The sequence below is a fragment of the Desulfosarcina sp. genome (assembly GCF_033791525.1).
Lineage (GTDB): Bacteria > Desulfobacterota > Desulfobacteria > Desulfobacterales > Desulfosarcinaceae > Desulfosarcina.
The window spans coordinates 1-23,271 of the sequence record NZ_JASJGN010000462.1 but is presented as its reverse complement, the minus strand read 5'-3'; the positions used below and the strand labels follow the sequence as shown (position 1 = coordinate 23,271).

At 55.2% G+C, this 23,271-nt stretch carries 16 protein-coding genes; 4 read left to right on the top strand and 12 right to left on the bottom strand.

Translation table 11 applies throughout. From position 1 onward, the window contains the following. Nucleotides 1-51: 51 nt before the first annotated feature. Nucleotides 52-576 (top strand): peptidylprolyl isomerase, encoded by a 525-nt coding sequence (locus QNK41_RS21725; RefSeq protein ID WP_319261580.1) that lies wholly within the window; start codon nucleotides 52-54, stop codon nucleotides 574-576. An 88-nt stretch (nucleotides 577-664) separates the two neighbouring features. Beyond that, nucleotides 665-2,134 carry a leucyl aminopeptidase gene (locus tag QNK41_RS21720; protein ID WP_319261577.1) on the top strand — a complete coding sequence of 490 codons (1,470 nt, stop codon included), beginning with the start codon at nucleotides 665-667 and terminating at the stop codon, nucleotides 2,132-2,134. A gap of 15 nt (nucleotides 2,135-2,149) precedes the next feature. Here the strand turns inward: QNK41_RS21720 and QNK41_RS21715 are convergent, their stop codons facing one another. Continuing rightward, a complete protein-coding gene (locus QNK41_RS21715) occupies nucleotides 2,150-3,547 on the bottom strand; it encodes an HDOD domain-containing protein (RefSeq protein WP_319261574.1) in 1,398 nt (465 codons plus the stop codon). A gap of 323 nt (nucleotides 3,548-3,870) precedes the next feature. On the opposite strand from QNK41_RS21715, the gene QNK41_RS21710 reads away from it, so the two are divergent. Continuing rightward, the gene (locus QNK41_RS21710; RefSeq protein ID WP_319261571.1) at nucleotides 3,871-5,817 is read left to right on the top strand and encodes a GspE/PulE family protein; all 1,947 of its coding nucleotides are present in this window, start codon (nucleotides 3,871-3,873) and stop codon (nucleotides 5,815-5,817) included. 21 nt (nucleotides 5,818-5,838) lie between these two features. Here QNK41_RS21710 and QNK41_RS21705 read toward each other — a convergent pair whose 3' ends face one another. From QNK41_RS21705 to QNK41_RS21660, 10 genes are all read right to left on the bottom strand, one after another. After that, entirely contained in the window at nucleotides 5,839-9,627 is a 3,789-nt protein-coding gene (locus QNK41_RS21705; protein WP_319261569.1) for an SIS domain-containing protein, read from the bottom strand. A 46-nt stretch (nucleotides 9,628-9,673) separates the two neighbouring features. Continuing rightward, nucleotides 9,674-10,753, bottom strand: coding sequence for an iron-containing alcohol dehydrogenase family protein (locus tag QNK41_RS21700; protein ID WP_319261566.1), 1,080 nt, complete (start codon nucleotides 10,751-10,753; stop codon nucleotides 9,674-9,676). Nucleotides 10,754-10,938: 185 nt separating this feature from the next. Next, nucleotides 10,939-12,132, bottom strand: a complete 1,194-nt coding sequence (locus QNK41_RS21695; protein WP_319261563.1) for a DegT/DnrJ/EryC1/StrS family aminotransferase — start codon at nucleotides 12,130-12,132, stop codon at nucleotides 10,939-10,941. 102 nt (nucleotides 12,133-12,234) lie between these two features. Continuing rightward, nucleotides 12,235-13,626: a penicillin-binding transpeptidase domain-containing protein gene (locus tag QNK41_RS21690; RefSeq protein ID WP_319261560.1), complete on the bottom strand. Its 1,392-nt coding sequence runs from the start codon at nucleotides 13,624-13,626 to the stop codon at nucleotides 12,235-12,237. 27 nt (nucleotides 13,627-13,653) lie between these two features. Further along, entirely contained in the window at nucleotides 13,654-15,576 is a 1,923-nt protein-coding gene (gene metG / locus QNK41_RS21685) for a methionine--tRNA ligase (RefSeq protein WP_319261557.1), read from the bottom strand. 4 nt (nucleotides 15,577-15,580) lie between these two features. Further along, nucleotides 15,581-16,387, bottom strand: coding sequence for a regulatory iron-sulfur-containing complex subunit RicT (locus QNK41_RS21680; RefSeq protein WP_319261554.1), 807 nt, complete (start codon nucleotides 16,385-16,387; stop codon nucleotides 15,581-15,583). 10 nt (nucleotides 16,388-16,397) lie between these two features. After that, nucleotides 16,398-17,438 (bottom strand): DNA polymerase III subunit delta', encoded by a 1,041-nt coding sequence (gene holB, locus QNK41_RS21675; RefSeq protein WP_319261551.1) that lies wholly within the window; start codon nucleotides 17,436-17,438, stop codon nucleotides 16,398-16,400. An 87-nt stretch (nucleotides 17,439-17,525) separates the two neighbouring features. Further along, the gene (locus QNK41_RS21670) at nucleotides 17,526-17,801 is read right to left on the bottom strand and encodes an HU family DNA-binding protein (protein ID WP_155319777.1); all 276 of its coding nucleotides are present in this window, start codon (nucleotides 17,799-17,801) and stop codon (nucleotides 17,526-17,528) included. 80 nt (nucleotides 17,802-17,881) lie between these two features. Further along, complete coding sequence (locus tag QNK41_RS21665) at nucleotides 17,882-18,409, bottom strand: UpxY family transcription antiterminator (protein WP_319261545.1); 528 nt, start codon at nucleotides 18,407-18,409, stop codon at nucleotides 17,882-17,884. A 132-nt stretch (nucleotides 18,410-18,541) separates the two neighbouring features. Beyond that, nucleotides 18,542-20,806, bottom strand: coding sequence for an LPS-assembly protein LptD (locus QNK41_RS21660; protein ID WP_319261542.1), 2,265 nt, complete (start codon nucleotides 20,804-20,806; stop codon nucleotides 18,542-18,544). A 261-nt stretch (nucleotides 20,807-21,067) separates the two neighbouring features. Here QNK41_RS21660 and surE point away from each other — a divergent pair, with 261 nt between their 5' ends. Then, nucleotides 21,068-21,832, top strand: coding sequence for a 5'/3'-nucleotidase SurE (gene surE / locus QNK41_RS21655; protein ID WP_319261539.1), 765 nt, complete (start codon nucleotides 21,068-21,070; stop codon nucleotides 21,830-21,832). A gap of 338 nt (nucleotides 21,833-22,170) precedes the next feature. Here surE and QNK41_RS21650 read toward each other — a convergent pair. After that, nucleotides 22,171-23,271 (bottom strand): glycoside hydrolase family 130 protein (locus QNK41_RS21650; RefSeq protein WP_319261536.1); only part of this gene is annotated, 1,101 nt, incomplete at its 5' end.

Sequence of the window (23,271 nt, the reverse complement as noted above, 5' to 3'; positions counted from 1 at the left end):
CTCCACGCCGGCCAAGGCGTGTTTTTTCATTTCATGCACAGGGAGAAAACGATGTCGAATCAGAAGGAAAGCTACAGTGAAGAAATCGATCGGGCTACGGCTGTTTTCGAGACCAATTTGGGCAACTTCGAGGCCGAGCTTTACGCCAAGGAGTGCCCGGAGACCGTGTGGAATTTCATCAATCTGGCCGAAGGCCGGCAGGAGACCGATAGGGGCGGTAACTATTACGATGGCCTGGGCTTTCATCGGGTCATCGAGGGATTCATGATCCAGGGTGGTTGCCCCTTTGGCAACGGCACCGGCGGACCGGGCTACCAATTCAAAGATGAATTTGACCCCAGCCTCAGGCACGACGGCGCCGGTGTACTCTCCATGGCCAACGCCGGGCCGGGCACCAACGGCAGCCAGTTCTTCGTGACGCTGGCCCCCACTCCCCATCTTAACGACCGCCACTCGGTGTTTGGCAAAGTGACCGAAGGACTTGACGTTGTGATGAAAATCGGGGCCGTGACCACGGGTCCCATGGACAAGCCCAAAGAACCCGTCATCATGAAGAATGTCACCATTCGGCGTTAGTGTCGCTGATGCTGGAGTCACCGCCCCACCAGAGCAATTCCAGGCCTGCCCCGTCTTCCAGGAAAGGCAGGCCGCTAAGAGGCCATGCATGCTTGAAGTTAAAGCCGTCAATTTAAAACGCGTGAAGGTGGACACCCTGGTGGTGCCCGTATGTGAAGATCGTGAACTTCACACCGACAAGTCAGTGAGGTCACTTGTCGATGCTGCAAAAGCGTTCGCAGAGTTCAAGGGGAAAAAGGGTGATGTGATCACCTTATTCCAACCTGCTGAAACCCGCATTACCCGGGCTGTCTTTTTCGGGCTTGGCAAAGCCGGAACCTTAACCGGCGAATCCTTCAGAGCTTTTGCCGGAACCGCGGTGAAGTTTTGCATCAATGCCGGCCTGCCCGCCATGACGCTTGCCACGCCATCTGCCGCCGAATTGACTATCAACGCCGAAACCCTGTTCGGAGCTTTGTTGGAAGGGGCCTGTCTGGGCAATCACATCTTCGACCGGTACAAGAAGGAGAAGGAGAAAAAGCCGGTCAAAAAGGTGGTTCTCATGGCCACTGCCGCCCAGAAAAAGGCTTATTCCGGCCTGGTCAAATCTGTGGCAGCCGTCTGCGGCGCCAGTATAATGGCCAGGGAGTGGGTCACGACGCCATCCAACGACAAGCGACCGGAAGCCTTCGCCGAAATGATCCAGAAAGCCGCCCAGACGGCAGGGCTGAAGGCCCGCATCATGGACGACCGGTGGCTGGAAAAGCAGCAATTCGGCGCCATACTGGCGGTGGGTCAGGGCAGCAGTGCCAAACCGCGCCTCGTTGCCATGGAATATTCACCCAGGGGAGCGAAGAAAACGGTTGTCCTCGTTGGCAAGGGAGTGACCTTCGATTCGGGTGGGATCAACCTGAAGCCTTCAGGCAGTATCGAAACCATGAAAATGGACATGTCCGGCGCCGCAGCCGTCGCCGGCACCATGCTGGCCGTGGCCCACCTCAAACCGGACGTCAAGGTGGTGGGCGTCATGCCAATCGTGGAAAACATGGTATCGGGGACGGCCATCCGGCCGGGGGATATCATCCGCTCCTATGCGGGCAAGACCATTGAAATCGGCAACACCGACGCCGAAGGGCGGTTGATTCTCATTGACGCCATGGCCTGGGCCATCAAGCATTACCAGCCGGACACCCTGATCGATCTGGCAACCCTCACCGGCGCCTGCCTCGTCGCCCTGGGTGAGAAAATTGCCGGTGTATTCTCCAAAGATCCGGAGCTGGCTGCGGCCATCGTCGCTTCCGGGGAGAAGACTCACGAGCGCTGCTGGCACTTGCCCTTGCCCGAAGACTACAAGGAACTGCTGAAAAACGATTTTGCCGACTTGAACAACGTCAGCAGTGGCCGCTGGGGCGGTGCCATTACCGCGGCGCTGTTTCTCTCGGAATTTGTCGGCGATACCCGCTGGGCGCACATCGACATTGCCGGGCCAGCCTGGGCCAAGAAGGCGTCCGATTACTGCGGGGCCGGCGGCACGGGGTTCGGTGTGCGGTTGCTTTGCGACGTGATCGGGAAGATCTGAGATCGGATGAGAGAGTTATGAAAATACTTTTGCGTTTTCCAACTTGATTTCAAGTTCGGCCATATCGACTTCAGAGAGTTCAAAATAATCTGCTTCAGGGGTGACCACAAGGACACACGGTTCAGCTCCTTTTAGGCCGATGCCCATGCTGTTGGTTGTTATGTTAGCCAGTCTGACCATCATCATCAGATCGTTATTCTTTTTCAGGTCTGCCTTGTGGTGGTCCCGGGCAATGCCGCAATAGTGGTCTGGCAGGTTCCAGGAGCGAAGCAGTGCGTAGCCGTAAATGGTATGGTATTTATCCATCACTTCCTCAAGGAGATCGCCCGAAGGCATCTGCTTAATGGTACCCGTGCGTTTTATCTCATCGGTGGCAGTTAGAATGAGCAGTTTGCCAATGTCGTGAAGCAAGCCGGCTGTGAAGGCCTCCTGGGCCAGGGTTTTTAATCCAGAACGGTTGGCGATCCACTGCGCACTAACTGCGCATCCCACCGAATGGCGCCACAGCTTCTGCATCACTTTGTTAATGTAAGGGTCTTTGGATTGGAACGGCCTCTTTTGGGTCACCAGAATGGCAATGTTGGCAACTTCTTGGCTACCCAAACGGACGATAGCCGCTCGCACCGTAGATACCTTGTTGATCCCCTTGTAGTAGGCGGAGTTGGCGATTCGTAAAACATGACTGGTTAGTGATGGATCACAGGTAATCATTTTTTCGATAGCGTCCGTGTCTGGCTCGGGTTTGGATGCTTCCTGCTGAATCTTAAGGCCGGTGGTATCGAACGCAGGTAATACGGCTTTTTTGCTAGTCAGGTAGGATTTGAAGATCTTAAGAAACGAAGTGGGTTCGGATGCCGGCGCTTGGATGGTTTTACCCGCGTCTTCACGTTTCAAGTCAATGCGGTAGATCCGGACCGGTTCTGCAATGTTTTTAACCGCGTGCGCCCCCATATACTCAAAATTATGGGCAACTTTATTTTTAACCTGATTGTATACGTCTCCGGAAATGCTGATGCCACCTGGATCGGCAAGGCTTTCAATCCGTGCGGCGATGTTGACACCTTCACCATAAATACGACCGTCCTTATGAATGATATCCCCTAAGTTTATACCGATACGAAAAAACATCTGCCTGTTTTTTGGGAGCTTGCCATTTCGGGTGCCCAATGCGGCCTGGATTTCAATGGCGCTGGTGACGGCATCCAGGGCACTGCTAAAGTCCGCAAGGATATTGTCGCCGGGGGAATCAACGACGCGCCCCTGATTTTTTTCAACCACCCCCGCGAAAATTTTTCTATAGGCGGTAATGGTGTTGATCGTATATTCCTCATCATCACCCATGAGCGTACTGTAGCCCTTGACATCTGCACTTAAGACCGCTGTCAATTTGCGCAACGTTCTATTTTCAGCCATGAGGCACCTCAACGACATTCAATTATGCAATCAATGGCGGGACCCCTATCAGCGGGGCAGCCATCAACTGTTGTAAGTATCGGGTTCTTGTGATTATAGGGTGCTATCTATGAAAACAGAAGAATAATGTGCAAACACCCATTTCATTAAGTAAAATTTTTCGTTGCGGTGGTCAAGCAAGAATTCCGGATAATGCTCTCGAAATGATTTCGGTGAACAATAGATTTGTATCGCACATGGCTTTTTTGATAAGATCATCATTTATAGGGTATTTCTTGAAGCTGTCTGTCAACAACGGATTGATTATGAAATAGGTGCTTAACATGTCTACCCACACCACAACCGAGACCATTGGCACCGTGAAGCAGGCGGTAAAAAGCAATTCAAAACCGAAAAATAAGGAGAAAACATCGGACTACGGCAAAATAATTGCTCTTCTGATAGACGTCGGGCTGCTAACCCAAACACAGGTTCAGTATGCAAGCCGCGTCCAATCCAAGCTGCGAACCAAAAAAACCCTGCTCGAGATCATCAAGGAACTCAACTACCTGACGGAGGGCCAGCTTCGGAAAGTGTTAAGGGAAAATCCCCTGTCCATGCACATCGGTGATTTTTTAGTGGAATTAGGCCTGATCACCAACCGGGACCTGGATCTGGTCCTCCAACTGCAAAAGAAGGAGACGCCCAAGCGAAAGCTGGGCGAAGTCTTGGTTGCGCATAACATAATCGAAGAGCACAAATTGATTGCCGAGCTCTCCCTTCTGCTCGGGTTCCCCTTTATCGAGCCCGACTTTCTTAAAATCGACCCAAACTTGTTTAAGCGCGGTTCCATCAGCCAATACCAGGCCCACAGCTTTTTCCCGGTCCGGCTTGACGGCGAAAAGATAATCGTGGCCTTTGCCGACCCCATGGATCCGCAGGATATCGATGCAGCAACCGAGGCCATGGGCATGCCGGTCATCCCAGCCATCACCACTAAACTGTCCATCAATGCGGCCATCGCGCATCTCGAGAACGACAAGAAGGTCGGCATGCAGATCGCTGCAGAAACGGGTGAATCGGTGGTGAACATCGTAAATACCATGATAGTGAGTGCCATCGAAGCGGCGGATGTCAGCGACATTCATATCGATCCGATGGTCGATCGGCTGCGCGCCAGATTCCGGATGGACGGCGTTTTGGCTCTGCACAAGGATTACCCCAGGAGTATTGCCCAGGCGCTATCGAATCGGCTCCACGTATTGTGCCGAGGCGACATCGCCGAAAAGCGTTGCCACCACGGCGGTCGGATCCGCTTCGATCATGGCGGCCATCAAATGGACATCCGGGTCTCCTTTTACGCTACCGTAAGGGGCGAGAAGATCGTCATGCGGCTTCTGAAGAGGCAGACGGAGCTCTTTAGCCTTGACGAAATCGGCATGTCCAAACGGGTGATGCACCGCTTTCGGGAGGGTGTACTTGATCGCCCTGGTGGCGTCATCCTGTTCACCGGCCCTACCGGATCCGGAAGGACAACGACCCAATACAGCTGCATCAAGCACCTAAATACAATGGAAACCAGCATCATCACGGCTGAAGATCAGGTGGACTATGTTATCGACGGCATCGGTCAATGCGCCATCAATACGAAGATCAACCTCTCCTTCGCGGACTCCATCAAGCATATGGCGCGGCAGGACCCTGACGTTATCGTCATCGGCGAAGTTAGGGACTCCTTCTCGGCGGGAGCAGCCGTCCAGGCGGCGCTGACCGGCCACAAGGTGCTCACCACTTTCCATGCCGAAGACAGCATCAGTGGATTGTTGCGGCTGTCTAACATGGGCATCGATGGCTTTCTGACCTCTTCTACGGTGTCTTGTGTGGTGGCGCAACGGCTGCTGCGACGGGTTTGCGTCCACTGCGCGCGCCCTTACGAACTCACCCCCATGGATCTGCGGCGCATTGGATGCGAATTTGACCAGATGGCGGGGGCCGCCTTCTCTAAGGGGCAGGGATGCAGCCACTGCCGGTACACGGGTTACCGCAGGCGAGTGGCAGCATTCGAGGTGCTGGTACTCAACGATTCGGTCAGAGATGGGCTAATCGAGGGCAAGACCAGCCATCAGATCCGTCGAATCTGCAAGGAAACGACGGGATTGGTTACATTGTTCGAAGACGGTTTCCATAAAGCCGCCCTGGGTATCACCACCGTTGAAGAGATCTTGCGGTGCCTACCTAAATTCCATAAACCACGATCGGTTGGAGAGTTGGCGCGACTGCTGGGAAAGTAATCCATTCTCCAATTTCTATTCTCATCCCGCCGTCCTCTGCGTTCGGGCTACCATGGCTTCGGCCAGCTTTTCCGCTGATTGGCCGAACAGGTCGTCCACGGCCACCTCGTCCAGGCAGCCGTCGGCCCAGGGGACGCTGTTTTCCTGGACGAGGTTCTTGATGTGATCGTATTTCCCGCCCAGCGCCTTGATTTTCTTCTCCAGCGGTATCGATTCTTTAAACCCGATGTTCAACAGCAGCAGGTAGCGGATGCGGCTGCTGTCCGTGGGATCGTTGGAGGTGGCCGGAATCACCAGGATGCTGCGCCCGTCTTTTCTCCCCTTGCCGATATAGATGTTACCCTCGCCCACAATGATGCGTTTGGTGCCTTTAAGCTCAGCGTCTTTCTCCACCCGGGAGGGCAGCTGGGCCAGAATGCCCGTCTTTTTCAGGATGGCAATGGTGGTCTGATCCGTGGGGTCGCCCAGCAGACCCAGACCATCGATGCAGTAAAGGATGCTGCCCTTGACGTGGTCGATCACGCCCTGGATGTTTTTCATGACGATGACATTGCGGTTGACGACCTGCGAGACCTCCAACTCGTGGTCGGCCAGGGTGTCGAAGAGGACACCCTCGACCCGCTCGCTGATGCGGCTGGTGCCCACGGTGACCGTCTTGGCTTGATGCTTGATGGCGTCTACCGGGCGGGACATGAGGTTGATGGACTCTCCCAGCACTCGGAACAGGGTGTCGAAAATATTTTTAGCTGTGCCCTTGAGCCCGAAATCCATCTCGAAATCGGACAGCGGCAGCCGGCCAGACAGATATTTGAACAGCAGCGTCAAATCCGATGCATGGGTGATGGCCGTTGGAAATTGCTTGGCCTTGCGCCTGTTGCGAAATTCCTGGTAAAACCCGGCGATTTTCTCACGAAAGGTTTTTTCAAGGACCACCTCATAGATGTCCAGGCCCTGCTCGGCCAGATCGTCAAGAGTGTGGTAGATGGATTCACGCATATCGTGGAGGAACCGGGAGCCCTCGTGGATCGCCAGGGCGGCATGGTAGCCCCAGATGTGACCCACCAGGGTGTTAAGAATGGGTGCAAACTGGGGGCTCACCTGGGGCACGTGAAAGACATCTTCGGCATAGGGCCCGAAACGCTCCTCACCCTCGTCGGCGATAACCACCGGGGCGGCCTTGTGGGCCTTGAAAATGGCGGTGTCCTTGATGATATCCCCGATGACCGTTCCCTTTGACCCGGCGGCACAGACGATGATCAACGGCTCGGAGGAGAGGTCGATGTGCTTCTTGTCCTCCACAAAGTCTGAGGAGATGGTCTTGTAGCACAGTTCGCTGAGCTTGATGCGGATCTCGTCCGCCGAGGACTTGTTGGGACCGCTGCCCACCGCGGCCCAGTAAGTCTTGGTGGCCGCCAGTCGACGGGCCGACGCCTGGATTTGCTCTCCCATGGCCAGGACGGTGCGCATGTGATCGGGGATCCGCAGCAACTCGGCTATCTGGTCTGAGAGAAACTCAGTGGATCGGCGTCCCTTGACGCTGGCTATTTTCAGGCCCAGTAGGGCCCCGGCGACGATCTGTGAGTAAAAGGCCTTGGTTGAGGCCACGCTCATTTCGATATCCCGGCCGCTGGAGGTATACAAAACCCCGTCGGCCTTGAAGGTGATGTCCGAATCCCGACGGTTCACGATGGCCAGGGTGTGGGCGCCACGGGCCTTGACCATGTCCACGGTGCGGTTGGTGTCGGTGGTGGTTCCCGACTGGCTGATGGCCACCACCAGGGTGTCGGCCATGCTGGTGTCGCCGTCCCCTTCGTTCAATTCGAATCCGCTGAGTTCCGAGGCCTTGAGGGCGCGCAGCTGGATGGCGGGATCGGCCAGATAGGATTTCAGGATGTCGGCGCAGGCCTGGGCGGCTACACCCGCGGTGCCCTGTCCCACGAAAAAGACCCGCCGGATCCGATCTTCTTCCAAAGCTGTCGCCAGCGGAGGGGGGAAGCTCCGCTGGTCGAGATGGATGACGTAATGGCGGCCCTCGCCGTCGTCGGCAATCTTCCATCGATTGAGCAGGGTGCGTTCCACCGATTGAGGCGCTTCGGAGATCTCTTTCAAAAAGTAGTGGGGAAAGCCCTGCCGATCGATATCCCGCGAGGTGATTTCCGTGTGCTTGACATCGTCCTCCGTGAGCGTGATTGGGGTGCCGTCGTAGTACATGGCCGTGATGCCGGCCAGTCCTCCGGGGGAGCGCTGATCCAGAATGAAGATCTGGCCCTGGGTTTTGCCCTTCTTGCCGTCCACCACCCGTTCTCCGTTCATCTTCAGGAAGTGGGATGTCTCCTCGATGAAGCCATAGACCTCGGACGCCGGCATATAGTGGTCTTCGGCCAGGCCGACAAAAACGGCCTGGCCGCTGCCCTTTTGGGCCAGGAAGAATTTCCCCGGGGCCAGGTCGGTGTGCATGGAGATGGCGTGGGACCCCTGGAAATCACCCACCGCCAGACGGAATGCCTCGGCCACGTCGACGCCGGACCGCAGGTAATGCTCAATCTGCAGCGGAATGATCTTGGTGTCGGTGGTGATCGGCTCGGGAATCGTACGCCCGGACGCTTCCATGGCCGCTTTGAGTTCCAGGTAGTTGTCGATGTCCCCGTTGAGGCAGGCGTGGATGATGGGACGGTCCTTCAAGGTGGCGCCGGTCACGGTGTTGTCTACCGGGTGGCAGTTGGGTTCGGTAATCGCACCCACCGACGCCCAGCGTGTATGGGACGATACCGTGTGAAAGCTGTGGGGTGCGGCGGTGATCAGCTGTAGGATCTCATCCTGTTGAATCTGCAGGCGCAGGAAGCGAACATTGTCCCCCAGGCTGCCGATTTCGGCGGCAATTTTATAGACGGCTGTCAGGGCCACGATCGGCTGCCCGTCGTCGGTGGCCGATCGATTCAGGCTGATGCTGTTGTTTCTCAGCACGTCACGATCCATGCGGCGCTGGAAATCCGTGGTGAGGCCCTTTTGATCCAATTCGGCCGAAATGGTTTCATAGGCCTCAGCCGGCATGATGAACAAAATAGAAATTCCCGCCGAATCCCGTCCCCGGACTTCAAGCCGGTCGATGCTGTTGAGTACGGCGTTGATCTGTCGCAAAACGGTGATGCGGCTGTCGGGCCCAGGGTCGGCGCTGTCGGGTATCAGCGACCGGATCCGTCCGATGTTGCCGGTCAGTTCAACATCCAGGCACCAAAGCATGTCCTTGAGGGTTTCGATACGCGTGGAGATGAGATCCACCACATGGGTTTCCAGGCTGCCCACCTGTTGGGACAGTTGTACCTGTTCACGCTGCAGAAGCGTCGACAGTCGAACAGACAGATCGGCGACCGTCTTCTGAGCGGCCGGATCTTTGAACAGGGTCAGAAACGGCGCTTCCTGCTTGAGGGTTCGGATTTCTGCCAGCAGGCTGTCCAGCGTTGCCTGTCCAGTCGAATAGTCAACGGGTACGGCATCCGTCTGCTGGGACTGCGTTTCCCGTGCATCCGCCTCGGCGCTGTCGACGAGCGCTGCCAAGGAGGCAAGGTCAATCGGATATTCCCGGCCCGTTCTTCCCTTGACTGCGATGATGCCGGCCAGACCGCAGCACAGGCGGTTGGCGGAGCAGGGGAAGAGGATCACCGCCGGTCCGGCCACCGCCGCAGGAACGCGTCCCCAATGAATCCCCGGCAGTCGTGAAATCGGACGTCGCAGGTTGCGAATCAGATGAAGCGTCTGCGCGACGATGCACGCGGCAGGCCTGGCCACGGTGGCGATAAGATATCGATTCATAAGGCTCCTTTATCGATGGTAAGCTCCGGGGGAGCCGGATGGGCGGTTACATGTTCAAGTAAAGTTCCCTGATTTTATCCCGGGTCATGATCGTTTTCCAGTCCTTGCCCAGTGCATTTTCCCACAAGGGTTCCAGCACCAGTGACACGTCAATCATTTTTTCCATCTGCGCATCGGTGACATCGGCGGTCAGGTTGCGCGGCAATTGGATGCCGATTCGCGCCATCATCTGCCGAAATTCCCGTACCCCTTCAGGATAATAGTCCTCGAGCGTGTCAAAGACCACACAGTTGCCGATACCGTGGTGCAGCCCCAGCACGAAGCCGAGGCCGTAGGAGAGGGCGTGGCAGATGCCCACCTGGGAGTAGGCGATGCTCATGCCGCCACAGTACGAGGCCATCATCAGCCGGTCGTCAGCATCCCCGGGACCGGCCAGAAAGACCTCCCGGCAAAGGTCCAAGGCCTTCTCGCCATAGGCCTGGGAGAAGCTGTTGAGATAGGTGCCCGTCAACGATTCCACGCAGTGGATATAACAGTCCATGCCGGTGTAGAACCGTTGCGGGTTGGGGGCGTCGGCGATCATCTCCGGGTCCAGGACGATCTGGTCGAAGACGGTGTGATCAGAATTGATGCCCAGCTTTTTCTGGGGGCCGGTGAGCACGGTGGTGCGGGATACTTCGGCACCGGTTCCGGAAAGGGTCGGTACGGCGGCGTGGTACACGGCCGGCTTTTTAATCAGGTCCCATCCCTGGTAGTCAGCAGACGAGCCGGCGTTGGTGAGCATGAGGGAGACGGCTTTGGCCAGATCCATGGCGCTGCCACCGCCGATACCGATCACCCCTGAGGGGTGGTGGTCCTGTTTGCCGACCATATGCTTTTTGACCTGCGTGGTGAGCTGGTCCACATAGCTGGTTTTGGGTTCATCGTCCACATTGACCCAGACGATCAGATCGTCGGTTTTTACGGGAAGCCGATCCTTCAATGTGCCGGATTCAAAGACGTCGTCAACCAAAAAGATCATCACCGATTTATTGCTCCGACGCTGTTCGTTGAGGATATCCCCCAGCTGTGAGGCGCAGCCCCGGCCAAAGACCACCTTGGAGACCATTTTAAAATTACGAAACATGTCAATATCCTTTTCGGTTAGGCTTCAGTTTTCTTAAGCCAGGAGAAAGTGAATCGTTTAGGGTTCAACGGTTCAACGTTCAAAGGTTCAGGGTTACGGTCTTTTCGTCAATGTTGCTTGCCATTCCTTTTTATGAAATAGGGCTCCTTAACCTCTGAACCCAGAACGCTTGAACCTTGGAACGCCTACAAGAATGTCTTCAACGCCTTTACCATTGCCTGGATGCGCTGGTCCACCTGTTCCGGTGTCCATCCCAGCTTGATCTGCATGGAGATGGCCCGCTGCATGATGGCATCGGATCGGGGCACGGAGATGGCGCTGAAATCCGGGCATTGGGCCAGTGTCTGAACGGGCAGGCGGGACGCGGCCTTCATGGTATGGAAATGGTCCCATTTCCGGATGTAGTGCCATTTGTTGTCATACCAGTGAAAACAGCCGTCCACGCCGGCTGCGGCCAGCGCCTTGACCGCCTGCCGGGCGGTTTCCAGGTCAGGCATGAAAAAAGAGAGAAAGGTTGCCGAGTCCCCGTCGGGGTCCGGCAACTGACGGAACGCGATCCCGGGGATGGCTGCCATGGCCGATTTGATGGCCGCTTTGTTGCGCCGCTGGACGTCCAGTATCCAATCCAGTTTTCTCAATTGGGCCACCCCTACGGCGGCGTTGAGTTCACTGATCCGATAGTTGGCGCCGATGATCAGGTGGTCTTCGGCCCCCCGGTCGTTGCCGATGTGGTCGTGGCCGTGGTCGGCATAGGCATCGGCGGCGACATAGACATCCCTGTCGTCGGTAACCATTGCGCCGCCTTCGCCGCAGGTGATGGTTTTAACCGGATCGAAAGAAAAGCAGCCGGCCCTGCCGAAGCTGCCTAACGCTTTGCCCTTGTATGTGGCTCCCAGGCTCTGGCAGGCGTCTTCCAGGAGCGTCAGGCCCTTTTGATCGCAGATCTTCTTGATTTCGTCGATGCGGGCCATGGCCCCGCACATGTGAACGGGAACGACGGCTCTGGTGGCCGGGGTCAGGGCCGCCTCCAGTCCCTCCGGCGAGAGACACAGCGTCTCGTCGATATCGGCAAACACCGGTATCGCTCCGGCCATGAGCACCGACTCGATGGTGGCTACGAAGGTGAAGGGGGGAACGATCACCTCGTCACCGGCGCCAACGCCGCAGGCGGCCATGGCTGTGGACAGGGCCGCCGTGCCGCTGGCGCACAAATGGGCGTGTTTAACGCCGACTCGTCGGGCCAGTTCCGTTTCGAAGGTTTTGGCTTTCCAGTGGCCCTTGCGGGCCCCATCGAAGCCATAGCGGAACAGGACCCCTGTTTCCAACACATCGTTGACCTGCTTGCGTTCTTCGTCGCCGAATATCTCAAAACCGGGCATTCATGCCTCCTTTTGGAAAAAACACAATAACCAAAAAACAAATGACAACTCAATCCCAATCGCTAAAATTCAAAACAACGGTCGGTTTGTCCAGTTTGGGCTTTATCCGTTGGAATCCTTCTTGGCCTGCTCTTTTTTGGTAAAATAGTCCTTGAAATAGTGTTCGATGGCCATGCGGGCATACTGTCCGGCCCGGGTGCCGATATAATCTTCATGGGCCACCATTACCGCAACCACCATTTTTTCGGCCCCCTTTTTTTCCGTGGCAAAGCCTACGAACCAGTCGAAGCGGGCATCATGGGTCCGGTTGTAGATGGAGCCTGTTTTACCTCCCAGCTTCAGGCGCGACAGCACCTTGCTGCGCTTGTGACCGCGAAATATCTTTCTCGCGGTGCCTGAGGTCACGGTGGCGATCATGAGCTGGTTCAGCACGTCGGCCGTTTTCGGGGATACCGCTGCCGCTAAAAAATGAGGCTCGGTGCGATAGACGGGTTTGCCGTCATGGTTGGTGATCCGCTCCACCAGGGTCGGCTCCACCGGCTTTCCGCCGTTGACCACCGCCGATACGATCACCGCTGCATGGAGGGGGGATAGCGTGGTCTGACGGTTGAACCCGCTGGCAATTTCCGCCCAGTGGTAGGATTCGTCTTTTACCGCCAGCCGGCTGGTGGGCCATTGGAGCTCGAAAGCCACCTGCCGGTTGAAGGCGAAGGCATCTCCGTATGCTTCCAGGGTTTTCCGTTTAAGGATCAGGGCTCCGATCTTTCCAAACACCGGATTGACGGACTGGGCAAAGGAATCCCGCAGGGAGATCGAATTGGTATAGCGGTTGGTCTTGTCCGTCAACTGGCGCTTGTAAAGGGTGTGTTTATAGCCGTTGAATTTGAACCGGGAACCGGCCGTATAGCCTTTTTCTTCAACCGCCGCCGCCGCCGTTACGATCTTGAAGAGGCTGGCCGCCGGGTATTCGGCCATCCGGCATGGGTCCTGGTCGGGATCGATCTTGTTGAATCCCGCCATGGCCAGGATTTGGCCCGTGTCCGGCGCCATGGCCACGATGCCGATATAGCGGGAGTTGACCCGGTCCATGCGTTTGAGCAGATACTGCTGAAGTCCCAGATCCAGGCTGGTGCTTACCTGGTAGGGGCGGCCGTCGAAGTCTACCTTTATCGGATCCGCTTCCAGATTGATCAGCCGGGTTTTGCCCAATAGGATATGAACATCTGCTTTTTCGATCAGTTCCGGTGCCGCTCGCGTTTGGTGCGGCGGGACTGAATCGGCGACAGCCTCACCCGTCTCCTGGTTGATGCCTGTGGTGAAAACCCACCCGATCCCTGCAATCGCCAGAGTCAACAACCCCACCGCCCACCACGGCCTGCTGCGTTCCAGCCGGGTGTGTCGGGTCGGGAAGTACTGACGCCTAAGGCTTTCCTGATAGGCTTTCCAGCTGGGCTGGGGTAACGACTGCGTATCACGTTTAAAAAAACGGGTCATTTTCAAAAATAGAGCCCCCGACGGCGATCAGCTTAGCGGTGTTCCGGGCGAGACCGAATGATCCAGTGTCGCCACGGTGACGCCGTTTTCGTCCGTTGCCGCAATGAGCATGCCTTTTGACAACACGCCCATGAGTTTGGCTGGTTTGAGGTTGGCCACAACGATGACCTGTTTGCCCACCAGATCCTCGGGGGTGTAGCTGCCGGCGATGCCGGAGACGATGGTTCGCGCATCGCCCAGATCCACCTCCAGTTGAAGCAGCTTTTTGGCCCGGGGAACGGCCTGGGCAGACACGACAGTGGCCACACGCAGGTCTATCTTGGCAAAATCCTCGATGGTGATTTCCGGTTTGATGGGTTTGTCCATGATCGGGTGTGCGGCCTTTTCCAGGGGTTGCGGTTGTTTTTTATCAAGGTCGATGCGCGGAAACAGGGATATGGATTTTCTCAGCTTTACCCCCGGTTCCATCCCTGTCCATGTGGAGAGGCGGTCCAGCTTGAAAAAATCGTCATCGCCTTTAAATCCCAAGTGCTTTTGCATGTTGGCGGCAGTATCGGGCATCACCGGATAGATCAGACCGGAGATGATGCGAAGCCCTTCCAGCAGATTGTAGATTACCGTTTCCAGCTGTTTCCGGGTGGCCTTGTTCTTGGCCAGCACCCACGGGGCGGTGACGTCCACATACTTGTTCATGTGGGAGATGAACTCCCAAACCGCTGCCAGGCCCCTGTGAAAGGCAAACTCGCCCATGCTGGTCGTGTAGGCATCGATGGCGGCTCGGGAATTGCTTTCCAGCCCGAGGTCCATTTCCTTATCCACATCCGGGTCCGGTGCGGGAACCACGCCGCCGAAATACTTGTGGGCCATGGAGAGCACCCGGGAAAAGAGATTGCCCAGGTCGTTGGCCAGGTCCGCGTTGATTCGCTGGACCAGGGCCTCTTCATTGAAGTTGGAATCCAGGCCGAAAGCCATGTCCCGCATGAGAAAAAAACGGAAGGCGTCCAGACCATAGACGTCTTTCATCTCAAGGGGTTCCACCACATTGCCGATGCTTTTGGACATCTTGCTCTGGTCGACGTTCCAGTAGCCGTGAACGTTCAGGTGCTGGTAAACGGGTATCCCGGCCGCTTTGAGCATGATTGGCCAATAGATACCGTGGGGCTTGAGGATGTCCTTGGCCACGATGTGCTGGGCCACTGGCCAATAGGTTTTGTATAATTCGCCATCCGGGTAGCCTAAAGCCGACACATAGTTGAGCAGGGCGTCGAACCACACGTAGGTAACGTAGTCGGCGTCAAACGGCAGGTTGATGCCCCACTTGATGCGCGATTTTGGCCGCGAGATGCACAAGTCCTCCAGTGGTTCGCGTAAAAATGCCAGCACTTCGTTGCGGTAGCGTTCGGGACGAATAAAGTCGGGATGTTGATTGATGTGGTCGATCAACCATTGCTGATATCGGCTCATCCTGAAAAAATAATTGGATTCCTTGATGGTTTCCGGTGGAGTCTGGTGGTCCGGGCAACAGCCGTCGACGAGCTCCCGTTCGGTGTAGAACCGTTCGCATCCAAAGCAGTAAAGTCCCTCGTATTCGCTGAAATAGATGTCACCGGCATCGTAGATGCGCTGAAGGATGCTCTCTACTACGGCCATATGGGCCGGGTCCGTGGTGCGGATAAAGTAATCGTTGGAAATGTTGAGCTCCGGCCACAATTTCCTGAACAGGCCGCTGATCTGGTCCACGTACTCCCGCGGGGTCCGCTTTTCTTTTTTGGCGGCGCGCACGATTTTGTCACCATGTTCGTCCGTACCGGTGAGAAAATAGGTCTGGTCAGTGGACATGGCGTGAAACCGCCTGACCACATCCGCTGCAATGGTGGTGTAGGCATGGCCCAGGTGAGGTCGTGCATTCACATAGTATATGGGCGTAGTGATATAAAACGGCGAGGCCATGGATTTATCTCCTGTCGTTGACAATGTCATCAAGGCTGATTTCTACATCACCGCCTTCTACCAGCCGAACCGTCAGGCGGTTGCAGATAACGTTGTGGCGGGTTACTTTTCCCGGACCGTTCTTGGTGGTCACGACCTTCCCAATTTTGGGGAAGCCTTGCTTGAGTTGTCGGTAAGTCTCATTTTCAAAGGTCAGGCAACACATGAGTCTGCCGCACTGACCAGAAATTTTGGTGGGGTTCAGGGAGAGCCCCTGCTGTTTGGCCATGCGGATGGATACCGGTTCGAACTTTTCCATGAAAGATGAGCAGCAAAAGGCTCGCCCACAGCGTCCAAGGCCTCCGCACATCTTGGCCTGGTTACGAATGCCCACCTGCCGCATCTCGATGCGGACCTTGAATCGATTGACCAGGATTTTGACCAGTTGCCTGAAGTCCACCCGCGCATCGGCCGTGAAGAAGAAGGTGAGTCGGCTGGCGTCGAACGTGCTCTCTACTGAAAACAGGTTCATCTTCAGCCCAAGTTTCTTGATACTTTTCATGCAGAAAGCGTGTGCTTCGCGCTCCAGGGCCATATTTTGTTCGACCTGGCTCAAGTCCTTTTCATTGGCTTTGCGAAATACATTTTTCAGCGGCTTGCCGGGTTTACCCGCCTCGTCTATCAACTCGGGCGGTGTCTCCACTGTTCCCAAACCCAGCCCTTTTTCCGATTCCACGATCACCTGGTCGCCCACGTTGAGGACAAAGGCCCCGCAGCTGAAATCATAAATCTTACCACCGGCTTTGAACCGGATTCCCACTTTTTTTTTCATGGCGTCTCTTTTATTTGAGGCAGGCACCTGCCATCTGCAGGGCCATGGCGTCCATTGTCAATCTTGCGTTCGTATTGGATCGCAGTGCTGTCAACGCGCGATCTACCGCATCGATCTGTTGGAGCAACTGCGTCTGGCTGACCTGTCTTGCAGCCGTTGAAAGCGCTTCCAGCCGATCCTGATTCAATACCCATTGCGGGTCGGTCCTGAAGACCAGCATGTCCCGCAACCACATTGTAATGATTTCCAGCGATTCTTCAATAAGATCCTTTTTCTTGGCCAACATCTCAGACCATGCCAGCCATGCCCGAATTCCCGTCGTCCCGTTATCGGCCATTTGGCTTCCCAGGGCCTGAATAATCCAGTCCCGGTGGTTGAGCCATCCGCTGTCGACCCATTTTAGCGCACGGGTGTAACTGCCGCCGCATAGGGCGGCAACCGTCTCCATCGATTCCGGTTCAATCCCGCCGGCTGCAGCGAGCAGCTGTTTTATGTCTGCCGCGCGAAGGGGGGAAAACCGGATGTGCTGGCATCGTGAGACGATCGTGGGCAAAAGGTCGGATGTCTGGCGTGCCGTCAGCACCAGCAGGGTTCGGTCCGGGGGTTCTTCCAGAACTTTCAGCAGCGCATTGCCCGCTTCCGGATTCATGGTCTGCGCATCGGACAGGATGACCACCCGTCGGTCCGCCTCATTGGGCTTCAACCTCAGGGCCTGAAGCAGTGCCCTGATCTGGGCGATTCTGATAACCGACGATAGGGGGGCGACGTGGATGATATCTGGATGGTGGTTCCCGGCAATCTTCCTGCAGGGGCCACAATCCCCGCAGGCATCGACGGCATCCAGATGGGGGCGGTGGTGGCGAATCGCCGATTTTAACTTCAGGCAGTTGCAGGCCATGGCAAATGCCGTGGCCGTTATTTTTTTCCCCACACCCTCATCACCGGTAAAAAGCAGCGCATGAGGCAGTGTCCCGTTGCGCAGAAACGTCTTGAGCAACCGGGTGGCGTGCGGTTGGCCAACGATGGCGCTAAATACGGTTGCCGTCGTCATTTTCAATGAATCTCGGGCGGTTGGATCGGACCGGCACCTGGTTCGGCCCGGACTCGTTGACGAGGCGTTCGGCCCTTAGCATGCCGTCTATTGATCTACCCGTTCCTTGAGCTCTTTTCCGGCCTTGAAAAAAGGAAGCTTCTTGGGTTTGATGGTGACCTTTTCGCCGGTTTTGGGGTTTCTTCCCGTATAGCTTTTGTACTCTTTCACGAAGAAGCTGCACAGTCCACGAATTTCAACACGCTCTCCATCGGCCATGGCGTCGGCCATGCTGTCAAAAAAGATCTGGACCACTTTTGCCGCTTCGGATTTGGATATGTCGGCCTTGGTCTTCAAAGCGGAGATGAGTTCCAGTTTGTTCATGTACCCTCCTTCAACGATCGGTAGTGTATACGGGATTGAAAGTGACTCTATAAAATAGAACTTAATAGAAAGTCAAGTAGTTATGATAATATTTCCGGCAGTTTCTCCACATCGGCGGCATCCACGTTCACAGCGGCGAACTGGCCCAGGGCCTCGATGTTGACGATGACCCGGCCGTCACCGCGGTAGCTTGAAAAAATACCTGTTACGCCGGAAAAGGGCCCGTTGACCACCATCACCCGATCCCCTTTCTTAAACCGGGTTCCGGTGATCACTTCTCCTTCCGTGGAGACCATGATCTTGAGTGAATCGATGGTTGCATCGGCGATCCGTGCCGGCCCCCGGGTGCTGCCGAGGAGCTGCACCGCCCCCGTGGTCTTTAATATTTCGATGTGTTCATAGGGGTTCAGATCGGTCCTGACAAAGAGATAACCCGGGAAAAGGGGCACGCGGATCATCTTGTGCCGATCCCGCCGTCGGCTTTTTACGGTAATCTTCGGCAGAAAGACATCCAGCGTCTTTTTAGCCAGTCCGTCATTGACCACATTCTCGAAACGGCTTTTTGTATGCAGCGCGTACCAGGCACGCGTCAGTTTATCTCCAGCCATTGGGCGTGGTTCCGTTGGTTATTAAAATGATTCAACTGGTTGGCAGCGTCCCGCCAGTTCATCCGACAAGGCTATCAGAAGGGGGTTCGTTTATCATCCCTAATGCCAAAAGGCAAATGGCATTCGCATCTCTTACTCTCCGAATCCGCCGATGCCCATCAGATCGATTGAAAATAAGAATTGATTGTCTTCACCTTCTCTGCCATAGAAAAAATCGACAGCCCAGCATTGGGCCTTGTAGAGAAAACCGATCCCCTTGCTGATGTCCCTTTGGGTCTGCAGATTGCGTTCGTATTCTCCTCTGACGGTGAGGCGGCTGGTCAGCTTGACCGACAAGGCGCCGCTTATGGATTCATAGTCGTCTTTTTTATAACTGTGCGTCATCAACAGTCGGTCCCCCCGACGATCGGCGATGGCGGCGCCGATGCTGTGGGATGAAAAATTGTTGTCATAAGTGTTGTAGCTGGAGTTTGAATCGACATATAAATAACGCCCGAAATTAAATTCCAGCTCGCCAAAAATGTCTGAGAAGGGTTCGGGCCGATCATTCCTGGCTGCGGTAATGTCATAGCTTTGCTCCACATAAAAGCGGCAAAAGCGATGATAGTCAAAAGGTACCAGACCCGAAGGACTTGCCTGCACACGGTCCGTCAGCCGGTTTTTTTTTGCAAAGATGGAACCCACGCCGGTCGCTGGGGTGGGCCGGACAGCCGTGGCCGTTCTTGAGGTAAAGGTGTTGGTGAGGGAATAGGTCACCAGGTTTTTCTCACCGATGCGGTCCAGATCGGTAAAAAAGGGTAGGTCCGACTGGTCCTGATCCGGGATGTATTCATAGACGACGCGGGGTTTGATTCTGTGGCGGATGCGGTCAATCGACCCCACGGGAGATCCCATGATTCGTGAAAACTCCGTAGATAGGTCCAGCCGTGCATCGTAGATCTGCCGATAGGTGGAACGATCCAGGCTGTCGTCCTCCTGGCGGTCCATTACCCAGGCGGTCTGGCGCCAGCCCACCGACGGTTCCACCGACAGGTAATTTTTCCACTTGAGCGGCAGATAGGCCCTGGGATAAAGGTCCGTACGGTGGCCCTGATCACCGTCCTCTCGATAATAATAGGTATATTCGGAATCCAGGTCCCAGTAGACGCCGGTCCCGAAAGCCTGCTGTTTGACACTGTCGAATTCGATCACCGGGAGTTGCTGAAGGGTATCGTCGGTCTCTTCCCAGCGCCGTTTGATCACGTTGTCATTCCACAGCAGGCTGCCGTTCAGGCTATAACGCGACCAGTTCCGGTTGACGTTTAGGCGATTGGTGCGCGTGTTTTCATCGTAGGGGTCCAGGTCACGTCCGAAGGCCTCCAGGAAATAATCCCGGGTTTCATTAAATCCGCTGTATCCGTCCTTCCACTCGGTGAGGTAGTCCTGATCGCTGACGATGTCCAGGTCCAGTTGCGCCTTGGCCCCCCAGGGCAGTTCCTGATCCACTTTGGCCCGCAGCCAATAGCGATCCGTATTGGGTCGGTCGTAGGCATCGCCGGGGTAGCCCCATTGTTGGGTCTCTTCGGGGGTGCCGTCGTCGACTTGTCGGTCCTGCAGGCCGTCAGCCTTGATGGCGCCGAAGGACCTGTCTGTCAGTGCGTAGCGGTATTCCAGGCCGATCTTGGTGCCGCGTTTCTGCATGTATTGGGTATATAAGGTGGCATCCGTGTTGTCGCTGATGGCCCAGAAAAGGGGTTGGTCCCAGTTAAATCCCCAGCGGGTCGAAACGCCCGCTTCCGGAAGCAGCAGGCCGGTCTGGCGCTTGGTCTTGGCCGGAAACAGGAGATAGGGTGTGTACAGGACCGGTACATCCCGGGCCCTTAGTACGGCATGGGTGGCGGTGCCATAGCCATCGATGGTGACCTTGAGTTTTCGACCGGTGATGACCCAGTCCGGCTGGTCGCCGTCGCAGCTGGTAATGGATCCTTTTTCCGCCCGGTAGGTATCCTTGCCGGTTTTTTCGATGCGTTCGCCGTGGATGTAGAAGTGATTCTCCTTCAGGAAAACCGTGCCATCGTGAACCACACCGGTCTCTTGATCCAGATTCAGTTCCACGCGTCCTCCAGTAAGAATATCGTCACCAACGGTCATCACCACGTGGCCGTCGGCCACTGCCGTCATGGCTTTCTGGTTGAAGGAGACGGAGTCAGCCACCAGGCGTGTGGCTTGCTTTTCGATGATCACATTACCCCTGGCATGATAGGTGGTGGACGCGGCATCGTAGTCCACTGTATCTGCACTGATCTGCCAGGGGACCTTCGGGCTGCCGCTGAGCCGGTCGGTGATCGACTGGGCATGGGCACGCGGCACCCAGGGCGTCAGGAACCCAAACGTCAAAAAGAGGAAGGTCAGGATCACTACCGGATGGCCTATGACGGGAGATGGTGGTCTGAATATGAACGATCGCATCAGTTGAATAAAAGCATAGGCGTTATGGGGGAAAAAGGTGGTTTCAGCATGGATCCTGCGAGGGTGGATGCAGGATAACCACTTGCACATAAATGAAAAATTCAATATAAAGCTATCTTGTTTGAAATTGCAACAACAGTTTTACACGTCGGCTATCGACCGGGCAAAGCCGGGTTGTGAGGCGATCTTTCAGATGAAAAATGAGTGTTCATGCGCGTACTGCTGACCAATGACGATGGTATCCACGCACCGGGTTTGTGGGCGTTGCACCGGGTTTTTTCGACCCGGCACCAGGTGACCGTAGTGGCGCCGGATCGCGAACGCAGCGCTGTGGGCCACGGGATTACCCTGCACCAGCCCCTCCGTTTCGAAAATGCCCGTGTCAACGGCAGCCTGAGCGGTTTTGCCGTCAACGGAACCCCGGCGGACTGTGTGAAACTGGGATTGACCGAGCTGCTGGATTCCCCCCCCGAGTTGGTAGTCTCCGGTATCAACCCGGGCGCCAATGTGGGCATCAATCTCAACTATTCCGGAACCGTGGCCGCTGCCAAAGAGGCCGCCATGGCCGGCATTCCCGCCATGGCCGTATCCATCATTGCCCCCGGTGACCGGCATGTCGATGCCGCTGCCCGGTTTGCCGAATCGCTGTCAATGCAGGTAAAGGAGAGGGGGCTGCCCCGGGGAACTTTTCTCAATGTCAATTTTCCCGATCTGCCGATGACCGAGATTCGCGGTGTCCGCTGGAGCCGTCAGGGAACCGGGACTTTTGCCCAGCACTTTGAAAAACGACGGGATCCGCGTGACCGGATCTACTACTGGCAAGGGTGCGACGGCCAGGAGGCCTACGACCAGTCGGATATTGACGGGGCCGCCCTGGGTGACCGGTATATTTCCATCACGCCCATCAAATGCGACATGACCGATTACGACACCCTGCGGGAACTGTCCCGGTGGAATATCAGTGTAACCCCTTAATATCTAAATTACTGTTTTCTATGTTAGAAACTTAAATATAAATAGCAAATAAATTACAAAAATCAAAAAACAATTAACAAACAAATAACAATAGCCAAAAGCCAAACAACAATGCCTACACTAAAATTCCAGACCTTTTGATCTTGTTTTAGATTTGACGGATTCGTAAAAAGTCCGATATCTGCGTTACGCTTCATCCTTCGTCACTGCGGCGTACCGTAAGTACGCCTCATTCCTCAGGATTCGCAAGCCTTGATCTCGGGCTTTTTACGAATCCGTCGGAAAGGCGACTTTTTACGATTTCATCAATCTTGACAGTTTCATCAATCTTTAAATCGCTAAGCGACCGAACGCATAGAGCCAAGCAACTCTTTGACGTCAACAGTTGCTATTCCGGAATTGATATCTGACATGGCGTAAGGGATGACCAACTTATCATTGTGAATTATCGCACCGCAGGAGTAAACTACATTGGGAACATATCCCTCGCGCTCTTTCTCATGCGGGGAAAGCAGTGGCTCGTCCAGGCGGGCGATAACTTTTGAAGGCTTTTCAAGATCAAGCAGCATGGCGCCGATGCAATATTTACGCATGGGCCCGACACCATGGGTGAGTACGATCCAGCCTTCATTGGTTTCCAGGGGAGACCCGCAGTTGCCGATCTGGATGAATTCCCAGGGATATTCAGGTTCCTGGATGATTTGGGACGTTTGCCAGAAATGGAGATTGTCCGAAAACATGATATGATTGTTTTCACCATCCTGGCGCGAGAGCATGGCATAGCGGCCGCCAATTTTTCGCGGGAAAAGCGCCATACCCTTGTTTTTGATGGCTTTGCCGTTGAGGGTGACAATGTTAAAGTTGATAAAATCCTTGGTTTCGATCAGTTGCGGTAAGATCGTATGGCCGTTATAGGCGGTATAGGTTGCATAATAGGTGCCTTCCTGCTGGTTATCGAAAAATTGAACGAAGCGGGCATCTTCAATGCCTCTGCTTTCGTTTTTGGAAACGGGAAATATCACCCGTTCGGATACGCTGTGATCGGGGTGGAAACTGACCTCATAATTGGAATTTGCAAGCCAGCTCATGACATGGAAGGTTCTGTTTTGGTTCGCTTCCGGAAATTGCGGTTTTTCGCGAAGGTTTCTAATTTTTTCTATTAACTGATTATACGTAAAATCTTCCGGCAGCTGGTTAAGAATATGTAGGCTTATCTCATCGCCTGCTCCCATCTCGTTTAGCTTGAGCTGGAACGGATTGCGCTTGTATACAGCGTCCAATTGGAGATCCGGCGTTTCTACATAATCACTGATCGGGTCGAAAAGGAACTTGTTGTATCGATCGAGAACACCGCTGCGAAAGACAATTGACGAAATATGGCCTTCACCGGTTGCCCGAAGACTCATGATGAAACGCAGGCTGCCATTTTTCAGATGGCT